This window comes from Pseudomonas sp. FME51 (genome assembly GCF_014897305.1).
The window spans coordinates 25,161-41,432 of record NZ_JABUYN010000003.1; the positions used below are offsets into that span (position 1 = coordinate 25,161).

Here is a 16,272-nt window from a genome sequence, read left to right on the forward strand (position 1 = left end):
CTTGAAACCCTGGCTGCTGGCTAAGCCGACAATGTCGACAACAGCGAATATCAGCATCGGTTCTGGTACTGTCCGCGTCATTCGGAAACGGGAAATCAGCACAGCCGGATTCACCCGCACTCGGTAGCGCGAACCGGTTTTGCGTCGGCCCACACGAAGAAAAACGCCCCCGATTTCGGGGGCGTGGAGGGGTGGCACCGATCAGGCGGTGACTGCCTGCAATTTGCCGGTGTCATCGAAGATCAAGCGCACGGTAGCGCCGGCCAGCTTGGGTTGCACAACATGGCGCAGCGCGTACGGCAGCAACGCCTGGACTACGCGATCGGCCGATGGCGAGCAGCCTACGGCGATGAAGGTTTGGATCAGCCGTTCGTCCTTGTATTCACGATCCTCATCGTAGCGATCGTCGAACACATAGTCGCAGACCAGCCCGGTTCTGGCCCCCGCCGAGGGAGTCAGATAGAGTGTGTACCCTTTGCGCACAGCCTTCACTGCATACTCCACCGCTCCGGGATGGCCTTCCAGCCCGACATACAGGGCATCGACCAATTCCAGCTCTACCTCGTAGTCGGCAAGTCCGGGATCGGCCTCCCGATGCAAGATGGTGCCGGCTCTAATGCGAACCTGCTCGGCACTGACGACCTTGACCAGACGCTTGAGCCAGTGGCCATCATCCAGACCAGGCTCATCGAGCACAAACGCGTTGGCCGCTTCCAGATAGATTTCGGCGGTCGGCACGACTTCGTCATCGGGTTCGATCTGCCAGACACCAAGCACTTCCAAGGCCTGTTGGACGATTACGCCACTTCTGCCCAGAGAACGCCGCCAGTATTGACGATAGCCAGCCGGCTCTTCGTCCCAGTCCCTGAACCAGGCCAAAGGCACTAAGGGAACATCATTGAGCAGATCAGCGTTCGACGAGTTGAGGCAAATATGCGCGTAGTACGTGACAAAGTCGCTGGCGGCAAGCGCCTGCTTCTTCTCGATCAGTGCCTCGCGGTAGGCCTGGTTGACCGCAGCCTGGATACGTGGATGATCTTCCGTCTCGTTCAGCAGGTGCTTCCGATCCGGGAGCTTCGCCAGCGTGCTGTCAGGCAGCAGGACGACCTGATGCTTTTGGCTCGTAGGTAGTCTGCCGATGGGCAGGCCCTGGAGGAAGCAGCGCCATTGCGTGCGCGTACCGGACAGGTTGATCAAGACCTTGCCCATGGGTGTCTCGCGCCAGTGCAGATCGGGCTTCGCCAACGGGCGCGGTACTTCGGCGCCGTTGAGCCAGATCGGTACCGGAAAGGCTTCGCACAGACGCAGGAGTTCACACTCCACCCAGGTGGACAGATCCTGCCCAGCCTGCACCGGCTTGATGCCTTCGAGGTGGATGGCGGTGCCCTCCAGATGGAAGCCTGCGACGTCTTCCTCGATCGGCTCACCGGCAATGATCTCGGCGGTTCGCGCGCTGAACAGCTTGTCGCGTGAATGCACCGTCAGGGTATTGGCGAAGTACAGGGTTGAGAGCACACCGAGTCCGAAGGCGTTCTCGCGCTCCTTGAGTTGCTGATCCCAACCGGATTCAGCGATGAAAATCAGGGTCTGCAGGTCGGTAATGCCGATGCCATCGTCGGTGATGGTCAGGTTGTCCTGGTTCACCGTGATGTGGATCGCGCTGGCCTGCGCGCGGCGAGCGTTCTGTAACAGTTCGCCCAGCATTGAGGCCTGATTGAACGCATGGCGCAGATTGGCGATGAGGCGGTGCTGGTTGGTCTTGAGACGAAGGGTTCTCATGAGATGACTCCTTGGATAAGGGTTTGCACCGGACAGGTTTAGCGCTGCCCGGTGCGACGGGGCACTGAACAGGCGGATGTCGGTGAGAACGGGAATGGGCCGGTCGGCCCGAGGGAGAAGCAGCATCGACGCCCGGGATGAGCGCGTGTCCGCTACACGATGCGATGCGGACAAGGACGGTCGACGCGGATGGTGCGCGACGCAGCCTGCACGACCCTGGCTGCTGGCAGCTGCTGACGGATCAGCGATGCAGGCCCGAGGATGCGCCTACCATTGCGATGTGTCGCTGATCAATGCGCAGTCGTGTGACCCGCGTTGTCCAGGACCTGCAGCAGGCGCCGGCCCAGCCAGGCCATGCACGGCACCGCCATCGAATTACCGATCGCCTTGTAGCGTGGCGCGTCGGCGGCCGGTTTGCCGCGGTACGGAACCAGCGTGTAGTCGTCGGGCATGCCTTGCAGCCGCTCACACTCCATGGGCATCAGCCGCCGAACCCGCCATTGCGACCAATCCCACCGGGTGGGGTCATTCCAGTCGTAGTGGAAATGTGCCTCGTAGGCGGGTGCCAGTACATGCCCCTTGTCTGCACCGCCGCTGCTCGTGCGCAAGGCGGGCGACACGTCGCCGCCCAATTCGGCGGCCAGACCTTCGGCCCTACCACGCAGCGCCACGCCAAAGACCATCGTCAGGCCTTGGCCGGGCTTGCCGCCGCCCGTGGAAAGCGTCCCAGCAAGCTGGCCATGGCCGGATTCGAGCCGCAACTCGCCACGTGAGTTCTGCGCGAATGCGATGGCTGGCACAACGCCGGCATTCGCATGGCTGTTGCGATGCTCCCCGGCACGCAGCGTTGGCGCTCCTTCGATTGTGGCGTCGGCGCCGCAATCTTGGGCGGTGAAGGCGATGATCGGCACGCCCCTGCCCGTGCCATCTTCGCTGCTGCCCTTGCCGCCATTGGCCGCACCGAGCGTGTGGCTGATGGAGCCCGTCACCGACTGGACCAGCAACGTGTCAGTCTCGAAATCGCCCTTGGTGCCACCCTGCGCAGTCAGGCAAGCGGCCACGTCGATTGGTCCAGCGGTGTTGCCTCCGCCGAAACCCAAAAACATTGCGGCCTTGCCGTAGGGCTGCTTCAGCTCTCCAAAGCCGCTTGCTGGCGCAGCGCTAGGTCCAGCAGTGTGGGTAGCGTTTTGCCACGACGCGAGGCCCGACGAAGAATCCCCGCGCAGGCCCGTGCGCTCAAAAAGTACTTCGGCGGGATCAAGGTTGTCTCCACCACTTGCCACAAGAAACACGCGCTTGCGGCGTTGGGCGACGCCGAAATATTGAGCATCGAGCACGCGCCAAGCGATGCGGCGCATGGGTCCAGACACATAACCTGCGTGCGACCACTTTTGCCCTGGCGGTTCGAGCGAACGGCTTTCTCCGGCCAATGCGCCCAGGAAATGCCCAAAGGCGTTGCTGCGGTCGCTGAGGACGCCGGGAACGTTTTCCCAGACGAGCGTGGACGACGGGAGGTGGTCTTGGGAGCGGGTTTGGTCGATGGCATTGGCTAACTCCACATAGGCAAGGGTCAAGGCACCACGCGGGTCATCCAGCCCGCGGCGAGCGCCGGCAATGCTGAACGACTGGCATGGCGTGCCGCCAACGAGGATGTCGGGAGCCGGTACGGTGCCGGCACGAACCTGGTGGACGATCGTGGTCATGTCGCCCAAGTTGGGCACATGGGGGTAATGGTGTGCGAGCACGGCGCACGGGAACGGTTCGATCTCTGCGAACCATGCGGCTTCCAGGCCTAGCGGTTGCCACGCGAGGCTCACGGCCTCAATACCACTGCACACGCTGCCGTACAGCAGCGGTGCGTTGCGTGGTGTATTGCAAGATTCGGGGTGCATATCGGTTCTCCTGTTCGTATGGCTCACGACCTTCGGCCGGGCCGGAATGTTTAAAGGCAGGAGAAAGGCGCCGAAGGCCACAAGGGTCTTCGGCTCGGGAGGAAGGAACCACCCGTGGGCTGATAAGCAAGCCCGGTCGTCGCTAGAACCGTCTGCTGTCAGCAATCGCACCCGGCCTATGTCGTGGCTGAGGCCGGTATCGTCTGGCGCACATCCGCGCACAAAGGGAGCCCGTTTTTGCACCGGCAGGCTCCGGTGTCGAATACCGCTGACCGCGATGGGTCTCCCGATGGCTTGTGCGACCAGGTAAATCATCGGGAGACCCATCGCAGTGCGCGGGAGAAACGCAGATCAACAGAACACGCATCGCGCGTATCGCAGAGAAGCCACCTTCTGGTCCTGCAGCCGGGTTGGCTCGCGGGACGCGCACACGGATAGGGAAGGTGTTGCGCGCTGGGCGTCCCGCAGGGGGGTGCGGGACACGAGCCACGTCGCCGATGGCGGGCGCGGCTCACGGGGAACGAGGTCGGTCAGGAGCCTTTGCGTGCAGTGCGGCGCGGGCGTGAGGCGCCACGCTTGGACGTGCCGGGTTCGACCTGCAGTGTGCCTTTGCAGTCAGGGTAGCGACTGCACGACCAGAACGAGCCGCTCTTTCCGGCGCGCTGGCGCGTGGGAGCGCCGCACTGCGGACAAGCCGGCCCTTGGGGGATCTTGATGGGTAGGGACGTGCGGCTGTACTGCGCGATCAGCTGCGAGATCCACGCGGCCTGCTTGCCGATGAACATGTCCAGCGTGAGTTGACCGGCTTCGATCATGTCGAGCGCCTGTTCCCAGACGGCGGTGGTGCCTGGGTCGGCAATCGCCGCAGGCACCGCGTCGATGAGGGTGAAAGCTGCATCCGAGGCGCGAATGGCGCGTCCCTTCTTCACAAGATAGCCGCGCGCGATCAGGCCGCTGATGATGTTGGCCCGCGTCGCTTCGGTGCCGATGCCGACCGTATCCTTGAGCTTCTGTTTGAGGCGCGGGTCCGAGACCAGCTTGGCGATGCCCTTCATGGACTTGACCAACTCGCCCTGCGTGTAGGGCCGAGGCGGCAGCGTCTTGAGCGCCTTTAGATCGACACCGGCCACCTGGCATGCCAGACCCTCACGCAGTGCGGGCAGCATCTGGCTGCGGGTTGCGCCGTCGCCATCCTCCTCGGGTTGCGGTTCCGCCAGCACTAGGCGCCAGCCCTTGACGGCCACCTGCTTGCCGGTGGCCGCTAGCGTTTGCTGGCCGCAGGAGAGTTTCGCCACGGTGCGATCGAACTCGTGGTGAGGAAGGAACTGCGCCAGATAGTGCGCCCGGATGAGCCTGTACACCGCCAGCTCCTTCTCGCTCATGGCCGAGATGTTCGCCGGTTCGAGCGTCGGGATGATGCCGTGGTGCGCGGACACCTTCGCATCGTTCCAGGCGCGTGAGTGTTGAGTGCGGTCAAGTTGCTCCATGATCGGTCGCAGCGAGGGATCGGTTTTGACCAGGCTGTCGATGACTGTGGGCACCTCGGCGAACATGCTTTCGGGCAGGTAGCCGGAATCCGAGCGCGGATACGTGGTGGCTTTGTGCGTCTCGTAGAGGGCCTGGGCGATGTCCAAGGTCTCCTGCACGTCCAGCCCAAGCTGCTTGGAACACACCTCCTGCAAGGTTCCCAAGTCGAACGGTAGCGGCGGGCCTTCCCGCACGCGCTCGGTTTCTACCGAGACGAACTGGGCGCTGCCGGCCGCGCGGATCTGCTGCGCCGCCTGCTGTGCCACCGGCTGCTGCAGGCACCGGCCTGCGTCGTCGGTGCAGGTCTCGGGCGGAACCCACTGCGCGGTGAAAGCCTGGCCGCCCGCGGACAGGGACACGTCGATGGCCCAGTACGGCACGGACACGAAGGCTGCGATTTCGCGGTCGCGATCAACGATGAGTTTGAGCGTCGGGGTTTGGACGCGCCCGACCGACAGCACGCCATCGTAGCCGGCCTGGCGTCCCAGCATGGTGAACAACCGGCTGAGGTTCATGCCGACGAGCCAGTCCGCCCGAGAGCGCGCCAGCGCCGAGTGGTACATCGGTAGCGTCTCGGCCGATGGTCGGAGCTTGTCGAGCGCGGCGCGAATTGACGCATCGTTGAGCGCCGACAGCCAGAGCCGCTCGATGGGACCGCGGTAGCCGCACAGGTCGACGATCTCTCGGGCGATCAACTCGCCCTCGCGGTCGGCATCGGTGGCGATAACAAGCTGGGTCGCCTTTGCCAGAAGAGCCTTGACGACTTTGAATTGCCTAGCGGTTTTCGGTTTGACCTCGACCCGCCAGTGCTCAGGGATGATCGGCAACTGCTCGATGGACCAGCGCCTGAACTGCACGTCGTAGGCTTCGGGCGCTGCCGCTTCTACAAGATGGCCGATGCACCAGGTAACGGTGACGCCGGAACCATTGAGGCAGCCTTCACCGCGCTGCGTGGCGCCGAGGATACGGCCAATGTCTTTGCCCTGGGAGGGCTTCTCGCATAAGAACAGCTGCATGTCCGTCCATCCGATTCCCGTGGTTCATGGAGTTGCTGAGATCAAGGATGCCAAGCCACCCCAGGGGCAGCAGCAAACAAGTCGCATGCGGTGGCGACCGCTTTGACGTGAAGGAATTGTTTGTGCGGGGATGGAACTTGACCGGGCGTGTGATGGCCGGGAGCCTCGATTTGCGGGAGCGCGTGGAAGTCGTTGGACATTGATGGAGCTATCCCCTGGGGATAGCTCTGCAGGAACGAGAAGCAGCGGCCAGGATACGCCGCTGCTGCACACGACTACTACTCGTCCGGAGGCGGCTCCGCGTGCGAAGGCTTGGGATTGAGCGTTAGGGACTCAATGCGGTACGGCAGGATGCCGACACTGCGCGCGTTGATCTGCCAGGTCTCGCGCGGCTTCTCGTCCTTGTCTTCCCAGGGTTCGCGCTCCATGCGGCCGATGACCAGGACGCGCATGCCTTTCTGGTACAGATCCTTCCAGTGCTCGGCATCGCGGTGCCAGATCTCGACCGGAGCCCAGAAGCCGCCGCGGTCTTCGAAGGTGCCGTCCTTCTTGGGCACAGGGTTGTCGAAATAGACGTTCAGCCGTAGCAGGCGGCTGGGTTCGTCGTTGCCGTTGGGGAATTCGCGGTACTCGGGTGGCGAGCCGATGTTGCCTTCGCCGGAAAAATGCGTGCTCATGTTGCAGTCTCCGTGGTGGTTGAAATAGACGTGCCCGGGCGGCCTCGGGCGTGTGTTGGGATGTCTGGCGCAATCATCGATTGCGCAAAGCAACAGGAATGGAAGCGAGCCGGCGCAGGTAGACGTCATCCGCCTCTGCGGCTTTACTGGCGCATTCCTGTGCTTGCCTGCCCAGGGTGTGCAGGAGGCTGATCTGCATGTTCAATGCGATCCGCTGCTGCTCTATCGCGTGTAGATCGGCAAGCAAATTCACTGGCGTGACCGTGGAGGCCATGGCTTCTTGCCACAGGGCGACTCCCATCGCCGACCTGTCGTGCCTGCGCCAGCGTAAGAAGACGGTTCCTGCGCCAGTGGTCTGCTGGGCCAGTTCAACGGACAGCAGGCGGAAGGGATGGCCCCGCGCCTGCGCCAACACGCGCTGCTGTGCTAACTTGACCAATTGATCCCTGAGTGCGTGACACTGGCTGGCCCAGGTTTCGAGATCTCCTTTACTCTTAAAAGGCCTTAAAAGGCCCTTTTGATAGCCTGAGTGTTCCAGCTGGATGAAGTCCGTCTGTTCCAGTGGCTGGAAGTACCGGCGTTGGCTTGGTTCGCGTGCTGTCATGCTGACTCCCCCTCGTCGGATGAGGCCGCTTCGGTGGGATCTGCCGCAGCATCCGACTCGTCAACAGTCTCGGTTTCGGGGGTGGTGCGCTGCTGCAAGCCACGGCGCGCAATTGGCGGAGCGAATCGAGAGCGGCGTGTCCCTTCGAGTACGTCTTGGGGCAATTCGCCATATTTCTCCAGAGCCGCCCGAGCTGCGGCATTCGCTGCTGCGAAGTCATCGCGGGTGCAGCCCGAGTAGCGGTATTGCTGAGCTAGCGAGAACAGGCTGCGCAGTGCGTGCGCGCCGTCATTGAGCCAGCGCTCAAGCGTCGGGCGATCGATCAGTGCGGTGTGGTGGGCCAAAATCAAACGTCGGGCAAGATCGTCGTAATCGGCCAGTAGATACACCGCCATGAAGCCCAACTGCGAGGAGACAAACAACGGCAAATTGACGGGCTGCACATTGAGGTTTTCGCCCAGGCTCAATGCTGCGGGGACACCGGCCAGCGCCTGGTCCACCTGTTCGCGCAGTGATTGCAGCGTGGCCTTGGTCAGGTCGAGCTTATTTTCAATGCGTAGCATCCACTGATCGCTGTACGGATCGTCTTGTTCCGATCCCCGCTTTAACTTGTTCATGTTGCCGATGAAGCCGTTGAGACCGATGATGCCGGGCCGCCCCTCGGCGGCAGCGCGTCCATGCCAGATGCGAGACGCATGGTGCGTGTGTAGGGTTAGGGACATCGCGCTGCGCAACGATCCCAGGTTCAACTGAAGGGATTCGTTGGGACTATTGTCTTGGGGCATGGTGACGACTCTCAATGATGAATGAATCGTCAGCATCCGGGTTGGGAGGAAGGGCGTCAGTCATCAATCCGAACCCGCCGCGTGCCTGTTTTGTTGGAGCAGCCAGCCGCGAGCGTCGTTCGGAAGCATCGTTGCGATGCCGCACCGGAAGGCTGTGTGTTGCGCTATACCCCGGGTATAGGCGGCCATGGCACTCAGTGGATGCTACCGGGGCCGAGCGCGGTGCGAATCAGGCAGCTTGAGCGGAAGACAGTGTGTCAAGCTATACCCGTGGTATAGGCGACAGTGGAGCGCCTTGGACATTGCTGAGCAGCATCCCGGCCGATGAATCTCCGCGCCGTGTCGGTTAAGTTTCGAATCAGGTCGATCGCAATAGTTCTTGCAGACGCGCCAGGTGAGCTTTTGCGGTTTCTGCATCAACAGGTTTGGCAAGTGGCGGCCTGGGTTCCGTTGCCCTGTTGACCGGCGCCGCAGGCGCCTTCTGCGCTGCCCAGATGCGGAACTCACCCTTCAAGGCTTTCTGGATAATGCCGAATAGGTAGCCAGTGGGGCTACGTATCGTGGAAGAGGCGCAGCGGGCATCCCATTCGTCCAGCAGAGCCTGCCGCAGATCGCGATCGACGGACTGCAGCGTGGCCAGCGCGCCATTCTGCTGCTCCATCTTGAGGGCCAGGAAGCGCTTGGGCAACCGCAGATCATCTTGCGTGCGCGGTATTGTACGTACTTCTTTTATACTTTCTTTTCTACGTACTGTACGGTCTCCCTTCGGATTCCGAAGTGAGCTGCAAACCGACGGAAAACGGCTCACTTCGGAATCCGAAGACTGATCTTCCAAATTCCGAAGAAGGTCTTCAGAGCCGTCTTCGGAATCGTGTTCGCCGCTGGCTTGTGGATAACTCAATATGCCGTTCCAGCCCTGCGCTGACAGCCGTTGTGCCAGAATTTCCAGCCGAGTCGGCAGCATCTGGCCGCTGAGCATAGGGTCGTGTGTCAACTCTTGCAGGGTGGTCGCGCCCACGCGTTGGACGGATTTGCTGGCATGCGTCAGTGCCTGGCTGAGCAACTCCAGATAATCGGCGTCGAGTTGGATGGCTTCGTAAGGAGTGAGCGGTTCGTCGTGAAGGACATAGAGACTGCCCTGAATACGCCCACTTCTGGGATCGCGCCGACGCCGTACCAGGCTGATCCAACGTGTCAATCGCAGAATGGTCAGGGCTCGTGCAACCGTTTCGTGCGATGCTCTCTCAGCACAAGGCATGGAGGCTAACCAGGGAGCGAGCTGGTCGTAGGTGGGCATGGCGGTGATGCCATCGTCAGTGAGCATCAGACGGAACACCTGCCAGCCATTGCGTTCGAGCGGTGTCAGGCGCTTGTCCAGCAGGAGTGCGCGCGGCACGCTGTCGTGGTGGTTGCCGCTGAAGAGAAAGCCATCGCTCGGTGGCGGGGCCGCAGGTTGGGCTGATGGTGGCTGTTGGTGTGTCAGTTGGTCGATGGCCCGACCGAGCAATTCGCTCAGCCGAACGGGGCCGTCCGTAGAGTGTGGCCCATCCATCATCAGGTTAGCCCTTCATCGATCCACCCGCGCAAGGCGTTCCAGATCACGGACAGAGGCAGCGCAGTGACCGCGGCGAGATCCGCCGCGACGCCCAGCAGATCCATGTCGTCGTTGACGTCGATTTCCTGTTCCTTCGCTGTCGAGGACCAGCGCCTCCACAGATCGGTGTCCTGTTCCTCTGTCAATACCGGATGCCGCCCCTTGCGTTTCGGCAGGCCGATGACGCTGCGTCGTAAGGCGATCTCCTGGTGGGTCAGGCCGAAGAATCTGCTGATCAGCTCCGTGCTGGCACCCAGGCGCAGCAGCCGGTCGATCTTCACCACTTCCTCGGTGACGTCCTCGACCTGGTGCAGCAGGCGGCGCAACACGTCGCGGTTGACCACCACCGAGCACCAGGACACGTTGGCGTTGGCCAACACACTCGCCATTGCGGGATGCTTGAGAGCGTCCAGATCCTTGTCGTCGAAACCCATCGACTTGGCCCGGCGCAACTGGCCGTTGCGCAAATCATGGAGCGCCTGGGCGATCACTGCCTGGTTGAGTGGGTGAGGTCCGGACATGGCTGCGCCCCTTATGATCCGGTGATGGCATGGTCGCCATCGAGGATGCCGGTCTCGATGTCACTCAAGCGACGGGAAAGCCGCAGCAGGCGGAACAGTTTCACCAGGGCATTGTCGCTGAGCCTATGTGGCAAGCCTTGCTGCGCTCCGGTACCTGCCGGGGCGCCTAGTAGCAGCGTACCCAGTATTTCAGTCAGAAACGATAGATCGATGCTCGTGACCCGCTCATCGGCAGCCAAGTAAGGTGTGCTCAGGGCATGCAGCAGTGCCACCGTCGCCTGAGCGTAGCGATTGGGTGTCGGCTCGGCCCCGGGCTGCCGACAGCGAAAGCCGATGCCGGCCTTGCATGACTCGACCAGGTCTTGCACCTCGGCTTCGCCGGCAATCTCGCGGGCGAACTGTGCGATATGCATGCGTAGCCGATCTGGATCATCAAGCGATGGTTCGATGTACCAGACATCGCTTATTGGATAGAGACTACCCACTTGAATCGGGATTGCCTGTAGGACGTTGTGCTCGAAATCGGGTAGCACCTCGCCGGTGTGATCCGCGACCAGGCGTTGGATGGATTGCAGGCGCTCGGTTGTGCCGGCTGGCGATACGATGTGCTCCTGCAACAGGGTGGCACGCTGATCGTCGCCGGCTTCCTCGGTTCCCGCTGCTGTCGTTACCTGGCGGCCCGCAGCGACAGATGGAGTGTCCGTAGCGTGCGGAGCGGCAACAGGAGCCGAGTGCGTCGTCGAGGCTGATTCCGGGGTCGCGGGCAAAGATGGCGGCTCGGTCAATGCCGCCGATGATAATTGTGGTGATGCTGGCGTCGTATTTAATTCGGGTTCATCGTTAGGCTCGCGGCTAAGCACCTCCCAACGGCGATCCGAGTCGGTGATCTCAAAGAGCAACGTGTCGTATTCCATGTCGAGTAGCTCGGCCATCTGGCCAACCAGTTCGTCCTGAACGCGCTGAACGCTGAAGCCTCCCGCCGCACTGTCAAACAGCACCAACACGTCCTGGAACAACGTGGGAAAATCGACATGGGATTGGGCCCGGCCGCCGCGCGCCGCCCATACTCTGTCTGCGGTGCGTCGCAAGCTGGTCAATTGCTCGACTTGACGTCGTCCCAGGCCAGCATAGAGCAAGGTCGGGATAGCAGGTAACAGATACTGGATGGCCTCCTGCATCCGGCTTATATGGGGCTGCGAAACTGGATAACCGTCCGCCTTGAGGCGGCGTGCCAGTTCGGATTGGGACAAGGGCTTGCCGGTTTCCTGTTCGTACAATTCCCGGGTTTTCTGCACGCCCAGCGCACGTTCGATGAATGACAGGCCACCGTGTAATTCGTTTTCCGCGAGATGACCTGTCAGCGCAATGATTTCTCCGCGCTCCGGCCACGGCCGGAACTGGCAGGCAATGCGGAAGAAGCGCTCATCACGCGTTTCGCTCCACAGTTCGCGCAGAATCGCCAGCCGAGTGTTACCCCCGTTACGGATGATGTAGTGATCTGCGCCCGGGCGCCTAGTGATCGGCGGAGGCGCGTCGAGACCGCGTTCACGGATCGACGCCTTGATGTCATCGTAGAGTGGGTTGCGTGTGAGGCGCGGATCATGCTCATACGGCCGCAGCTCATCGAGCGTCACGACCATGTACGTGTCTTCAATCGGATCGCTCAAGGTGCTCGCGACGGGGCCGTTGCGCATAAATCTATCGCTCAACAGCTTTTTGGCAACGTCCTGAGGGGAGATGTCAGACATGGCCATCTCCTTCCTGTTCAGTAAGCGCCGACGGTTCACACCCACGTTGGGCTCGCCGCAGCATGGCACGGGCGTTAAGACCCGCCCGATGGTCGCTGGCGGTGCCGCTGGTGAAGATCGGTGGCAGGCCAGGCCGGGTGAATTTGAGATGTCCGCCTGGGGTACGAACGACCTCCCATCCTTCTCTCAGTGCATACTCGATCAGAGGCAGTAACCGCTTGTGGCCGCGGGCCAACTCATGGGCGCTCGACATGGGCGTGTCTCCCTGCGGTCTTGCCGGTGACGGCTGCGAATCGCTCCTGCCACTGAGGGCAAAGTTCATTTGCCAAGTTGCGCACGATTTCCAACGCGGCTAATGTCTGGCGCCCGGAGGGCCGTCGGTGCTCGACGCGATGAACCGGCAAGCCTCGGGTTGCTGCGCGCGGAAAGGCTTCAATCGCAGGAATTTCGGTGGCGAGCACGTGAATGCCAGTCTGCTCCTTGAAGACCAGGCGCAGCGTCTGCTGGATGATGCGAGCGTTGGACGAAACGACGGGGATCCGGTTTATCAGCAACTGCAGTACGGGTGGTTCAATCCCCAGTCTATGGTACGGCGTGATGTCCTCGACTAACTGTAGGGTTCCACGCCGCAGTTCACGCGCCGCTAGAATTTCGGGCGTTACAGGGGAGACGGCCTGTTGTGAAGCGAGCAGTGCCATCTCCAGCAACACGCTTCGTGCACCCTGGGTGTCGATGAGCAGCAGGTCGTAGTGTGGCTGGAAGGCCGCCAGAAGATTGCGAAGCCGTAGCCGGCCATCTGGTGCGTGCAGCAACAGCGTGTTCAACTGCCTGTGCTCGTCGTTGGATAGCACCAGATCCAAGTTGTCGATGACCGTACGCGACACCAGGTTCTCTAGGTCACGCTCGTTGAAAGCCAGGAGCTCGTAGACGCCCCCCGGTGCGCGATGCCGTAGCTCGTAGTAGGACGACAGCGTTGGTTGCATGTCCAGGTCGAGCAGCAGCACACGCAAGCCTGCATCAGCGACGAACGCACCGAGGTTGGCAGCGACGGTGGTCTTACCAACGCCCCCTTTAGTCGAAATGATGGATACGACCTGCATGGGATTCTCCTTAGGCTTCACGTGGGAGATCCGGCTGCTGGGCGCGGTTCTTGAGGCGTTCGCTGATCCACAAATCGATCTCAGCGGAGTCCCATCCTACAGCGCGGACTCCAAGGCGCAGCGATTGGGGAAACTCACCCTTTTTCATAAGCGCATAGATATGTGCGCGTTTGAATCCGGACTTGGCTTGGACTTCGTCCAGCCGCAGGATGCGGCGCTCCCCGGGAAGCAGTGCATTTGGTTGGAACATGTTGGTCACTCCTTAACGCTTACTGGCGTTTGTTGGCGTGACCTCTATTCAATAGACATGGCCGGGGAAAGACATTGCAAATGCAGTTTCGTAGGTTGCAGATACAAGATGGATTTTCTTAGCGTGATGAGTTAGTCAATCTCCGCTTTGAACTCGCAAATTTGCCGTTCAAGGTACGCTCGGTGATACCCATGGCGCCGCCAAAGTTGGCGATCAACGCACTGACAATGGCTTCCTGCGTCTTGAAATTGGAATAGGGGATGCCGGAGGGCGACTGTCCAAGCATCAGTTCGAGCATGCTGCCAATAATGTTGAGATACGTGGTCTCTGCACGGTCCGTGATAGGACACTGTGCGCATGCGGGGATCTCTTCAGACTGTTTAAGCAACGCATCGTGCTTGTCCTGTAACGCCTGCAGTTTATGTCTGCATTGCTCAAGCTGTGCCTTCATTGCCTGACGCTCAACCAGCATCGCTTGTCCTGCCTCCAGCGTGATGACCGGATGTGCGATGCGTTCTCTACGACTGAAAAGAAACGCCGGCCGTTGGTCTGGATAGTGATCACGCATCCAGCGCTTAAGGTCGATATGGCGAACCGTTATGTCTGGCGAGTCCCATAATGACGGATCATTAGACGTGATTCCGTTTAGGCCATAGGGAAGTTCCTCGTTAAAGATGGCGTCGAAGATACGAGCAGTGCATAGGCGAAACTCGTTCCATCGCGGACAGTCCAAATTTTCAGGAAATTGTCGAGGCATCACTGTCGCTGTTACGATTTCTTTCTTATGCCGTAGTAATCCGGCCCAGCGGATGGCGGCCTCAACAGGTCGATAGAAAACTTTTGATGTCGGTGGGTTTTCATACATACCCCATCTCCTAGCATCAAGCCTCTTATTGCTTTTCTCCTTCTTTAGCTTGGGCTTTAGATGGTTAAAAAGTTGGCCTGTATTACTTGAGCGTCAACCTGGCCATCATGCTGTTGGGAGTACTCCCCGTTTAACCAGAGCGACCGTTTTCACCGGGTACTTCACAGCGATAAAGGCCGATTATTATCTATGGCTGAGTTGCGCTTAGTGATGAGCGTTCTTTGTTAATGCTTCTTGCTCAAGACCAAATAGGTCAGCTGTGTTGCTTGGAACGCATAATTGTCCAAGATTGGTAGTTGCCAAGCATGAAAACAGGTATAAGGCCATGCGCTTGCTAAGCGTGATGCAACCTAATGAGAATGCTGTGTGATCAATTCAACATCTGCATTTACACGTGGTCTGTGGGTATTTCTATCGGTTCGGGCTGTGGCTGGACGGGAGAGAGGACGTTCGTCAACGTCGGACGGGCCAAGCAGTGGCTTTGTGAATATGATAATTGGCACGCGTGCTCAACAGGTGGGCCTTGAGTATGATCATTGGCCTCGACTTGTTACCACGGCATCCGGCGGTTTCTGGTCGATCCGCGCGCAGAGCGCAGCGGATTGCCATCGCTGGCGCTGTGTAATCGTGGGCCCTTAGCCTTTACTCTCTTTCAATGGTCCTCAGCAGAGCCCTGCGCCGCTTCGATAATGGGCCGAAGTCTTCCATGATTTTGCTGAGTGCCGCGCCGCGAGCCAGCGCGTCAAGGATATCCGCCCAATCCTGCATGAGGATAGTGCGGGATGCGACGTATTTGGTGTGGTCGTAAGGTGCGCGCGACGAATCTTTCTTTCGCTTCGAGTGTGCCAGTTGCAGATCAACCCGGTTTTCGGGATAGCTCAGCAAGCCAAGCAAGGTGGTTGCTGTCGAGCGGAAACCATGCGAGGAAAACCGCCCACCATAACCCATGCGCTCCAGCACCTTGTTGAGCGTCGTGGCTGATATCACCGTTCCCGGCTTTCGGAAACTGGGGAACAGCACCTCGCTTCCCCCCGTAAGTGTATGCAACTCTTTTAATAGTACGAGCGCCTGCTTCGAAAGCGGGACGATGTGCGGGTCGCGCATCTTCATGCGCCCAGCAGGAACGATCCAAATTGCATTATCCAGGTCAAACTCGCGCCAGTGCGCCTTGCGCAGCTCGGCCGTGCGGACATAGGTGAGGGCCATCAATCGTACTGCGATGACGGTGATGCGGTACCCAGCATCGTCCACACGGTTCAGGAAGTTTGGAATTTCTTGCCATGACAACGGCGGGTGATGGCGAACCCGTGGGCGCTTGACTGAACCCTTTAGCAACGCGGTTGGGTCACTGTCACAGATGCCTTGACCAGATGCGTAGACAAACAGCTGACTGAGCCATTGCCGGATCAGGATCGCCACGGTAGGCGCGCCACGATCTACTACTGCCTGGACAATCGGCCGTAGATGAGACGCCTTGACTGCCGCGAAGGGTAGCTTGCCCAGCTTCGGAAATATATCCTTATCGAAGTATTTGGCTACTTGATTGGCGTAACCTTCGGACCACTGAGTATTGCTCTTCATCCAGGCGCGAGCGACGGTTTCGAAGATGTGGTCGTTCTGTTCAACTTGGTCGGCAATTTTGATGCGCCTTTCGAGTGTCGGGTCGCGTCCTTCGCGCACAAGCCCTCGCGCCCAGTCACGGTCAGTTCGCGCGGCTTCCAAAGTTACTTTGGGAAATGCGCCGATCGAAAAAATCTTGGCGGCACCGCCGAGGCGATAGCGGTACCACCACAGCTTGCTCCCATTGGTCTGGACACGCAGGAACAAGCTGCCGCCATCTTGCAGTGAGTATGCTTTATCCCGAGGCTTGGCAGCCTCGATCTTGCGAACGGTGAGGATATTGAGTGCCATTGT

General features: G+C 60.3%; 14 protein-coding genes. All 14 read right to left on the minus strand.

Annotated elements, in window-relative coordinates; all coding sequences use genetic code 11:
• Positions 1–201: 201 nt before the first annotated feature.
• Complete coding sequence (locus INT39_RS06740) at positions 202–1,779, minus strand: ATP-binding protein (RefSeq protein WP_193073100.1); 1,578 nt, start codon at positions 1,777–1,779, stop codon at positions 202–204.
• 290 nt (positions 1,780–2,069) lie between these two features.
• Positions 2,070–3,671, minus strand: a complete 1,602-nt coding sequence (locus INT39_RS06745; RefSeq protein WP_193073101.1) for a DNA cytosine methyltransferase — start codon at positions 3,669–3,671, stop codon at positions 2,070–2,072.
• A gap of 530 nt (positions 3,672–4,201) precedes the next feature.
• Positions 4,202–6,214, minus strand: coding sequence for a DNA topoisomerase III (locus INT39_RS06750; RefSeq protein WP_193073102.1), 2,013 nt, complete (start codon positions 6,212–6,214; stop codon positions 4,202–4,204).
• Between the two features lie 278 nt (positions 6,215–6,492).
• Positions 6,493–6,891 (minus strand): single-stranded DNA-binding protein, encoded by a 399-nt coding sequence (locus INT39_RS06755; protein WP_193073103.1) that lies wholly within the window; start codon positions 6,889–6,891, stop codon positions 6,493–6,495.
• 73 nt (positions 6,892–6,964) lie between these two features.
• A complete protein-coding gene (locus INT39_RS06760; RefSeq protein WP_193073105.1) occupies positions 6,965–7,495 on the minus strand; it encodes a DUF3158 family protein in 531 nt (176 codons plus the stop codon).
• Positions 7,492–8,280, minus strand: a complete 789-nt coding sequence (locus INT39_RS06765; RefSeq protein ID WP_193073106.1) for a PFL_4669 family integrating conjugative element protein — start codon at positions 8,278–8,280, stop codon at positions 7,492–7,494. The genes INT39_RS06760 and INT39_RS06765 overlap by 4 nt, the downstream gene beginning before the upstream one ends.
• A 358-nt stretch (positions 8,281–8,638) precedes the next feature.
• Positions 8,639–9,835 (minus strand): STY4528 family pathogenicity island replication protein, encoded by a 1,197-nt coding sequence (locus INT39_RS06770; protein ID WP_193073107.1) that lies wholly within the window; start codon positions 9,833–9,835, stop codon positions 8,639–8,641.
• Positions 9,835–10,395 carry a DUF2857 domain-containing protein gene (locus INT39_RS06775; RefSeq protein ID WP_193073108.1) on the minus strand — a complete coding sequence of 187 codons (561 nt, stop codon included), beginning with the start codon at positions 10,393–10,395 and terminating at the stop codon, positions 9,835–9,837. The genes INT39_RS06770 and INT39_RS06775 overlap by 1 nt, the downstream gene beginning before the upstream one ends.
• Before the next feature lie 11 nt (positions 10,396–10,406).
• The gene (locus INT39_RS06780) at positions 10,407–12,143 is read right to left on the minus strand and encodes a ParB family protein (protein ID WP_193073109.1); all 1,737 of its coding nucleotides are present in this window, start codon (positions 12,141–12,143) and stop codon (positions 10,407–10,409) included.
• Entirely contained in the window at positions 12,136–12,396 is a 261-nt protein-coding gene (locus INT39_RS06785; protein WP_193073110.1) for a type II toxin-antitoxin system HicA family toxin, read from the minus strand. Before INT39_RS06785 ends, INT39_RS06780 begins: the two co-directional genes overlap by 8 nt.
• Positions 12,380–13,243, minus strand: a complete 864-nt coding sequence (locus tag INT39_RS06790; RefSeq protein ID WP_193073112.1) for a ParA family protein — start codon at positions 13,241–13,243, stop codon at positions 12,380–12,382. The genes INT39_RS06785 and INT39_RS06790 overlap by 17 nt, the downstream gene beginning before the upstream one ends.
• A 10-nt stretch (positions 13,244–13,253) precedes the next feature.
• A complete protein-coding gene (locus INT39_RS06795; protein WP_193073114.1) occupies positions 13,254–13,493 on the minus strand; it encodes an AlpA family transcriptional regulator in 240 nt (79 codons plus the stop codon).
• Between the two features lie 118 nt (positions 13,494–13,611).
• On the minus strand, positions 13,612–14,358 hold the full coding sequence (locus tag INT39_RS06800; protein ID WP_193073116.1) for a hypothetical protein: 747 nt from the start codon (positions 14,356–14,358) through the stop codon (positions 13,612–13,614).
• 642 nt (positions 14,359–15,000) lie between these two features.
• Positions 15,001–16,269 (minus strand): tyrosine-type recombinase/integrase, encoded by a 1,269-nt coding sequence (locus INT39_RS06805; protein WP_193073118.1) that lies wholly within the window; start codon positions 16,267–16,269, stop codon positions 15,001–15,003.
• Positions 16,270–16,272 lie beyond the last annotated feature (3 nt).

What these genes read in the sequence shown, in the direction of transcription:
- INT39_RS06740 (WP_193073100.1), bottom strand. Translation starts at nt 1,779, where the DNA reads ATGAGAACCCTTCGTCTCAAGACCAACCAGCACCGCCTCATCGCCAAT.
- INT39_RS06745 (WP_193073101.1), bottom strand. Translation starts at nt 3,671, where the DNA reads ATGCACCCCGAATCTTGCAATACACCACGCAACGCACCGCTGCTGTAC.
- INT39_RS06750 (WP_193073102.1), bottom strand. Translation starts at nt 6,214, where the DNA reads ATGCAGCTGTTCTTATGCGAGAAGCCCTCCCAGGGCAAAGACATTGGC.
- INT39_RS06755 (WP_193073103.1), bottom strand. Translation starts at nt 6,891, where the DNA reads ATGAGCACGCATTTTTCCGGCGAAGGCAACATCGGCTCGCCACCCGAG.
- INT39_RS06760 (WP_193073105.1), bottom strand. Translation starts at nt 7,495, where the DNA reads ATGACAGCACGCGAACCAAGCCAACGCCGGTACTTCCAGCCACTGGAA.
- INT39_RS06765 (WP_193073106.1), bottom strand. Translation starts at nt 8,280, where the DNA reads ATGCCCCAAGACAATAGTCCCAACGAATCCCTTCAGTTGAACCTGGGA.
- INT39_RS06770 (WP_193073107.1), bottom strand. Translation starts at nt 9,835, where the DNA reads ATGATGGATGGGCCACACTCTACGGACGGCCCCGTTCGGCTGAGCGAA.
- INT39_RS06775 (WP_193073108.1), bottom strand. Translation starts at nt 10,395, where the DNA reads ATGTCCGGACCTCACCCACTCAACCAGGCAGTGATCGCCCAGGCGCTC.
- INT39_RS06780 (WP_193073109.1), bottom strand. Translation starts at nt 12,143, where the DNA reads ATGTCTGACATCTCCCCTCAGGACGTTGCCAAAAAGCTGTTGAGCGAT.
- INT39_RS06785 (WP_193073110.1), bottom strand. Translation starts at nt 12,396, where the DNA reads ATGTCGAGCGCCCATGAGTTGGCCCGCGGCCACAAGCGGTTACTGCCT.
- INT39_RS06790 (WP_193073112.1), bottom strand. Translation starts at nt 13,243, where the DNA reads ATGCAGGTCGTATCCATCATTTCGACTAAAGGGGGCGTTGGTAAGACC.
- INT39_RS06795 (WP_193073114.1), bottom strand. Translation starts at nt 13,493, where the DNA reads ATGTTCCAACCAAATGCACTGCTTCCCGGGGAGCGCCGCATCCTGCGG.
- INT39_RS06800 (WP_193073116.1), bottom strand. Translation starts at nt 14,358, where the DNA reads ATGTATGAAAACCCACCGACATCAAAAGTTTTCTATCGACCTGTTGAG.
- INT39_RS06805 (WP_193073118.1), bottom strand. Translation starts at nt 16,269, where the DNA reads ATGGCACTCAATATCCTCACCGTTCGCAAGATCGAGGCTGCCAAGCCT.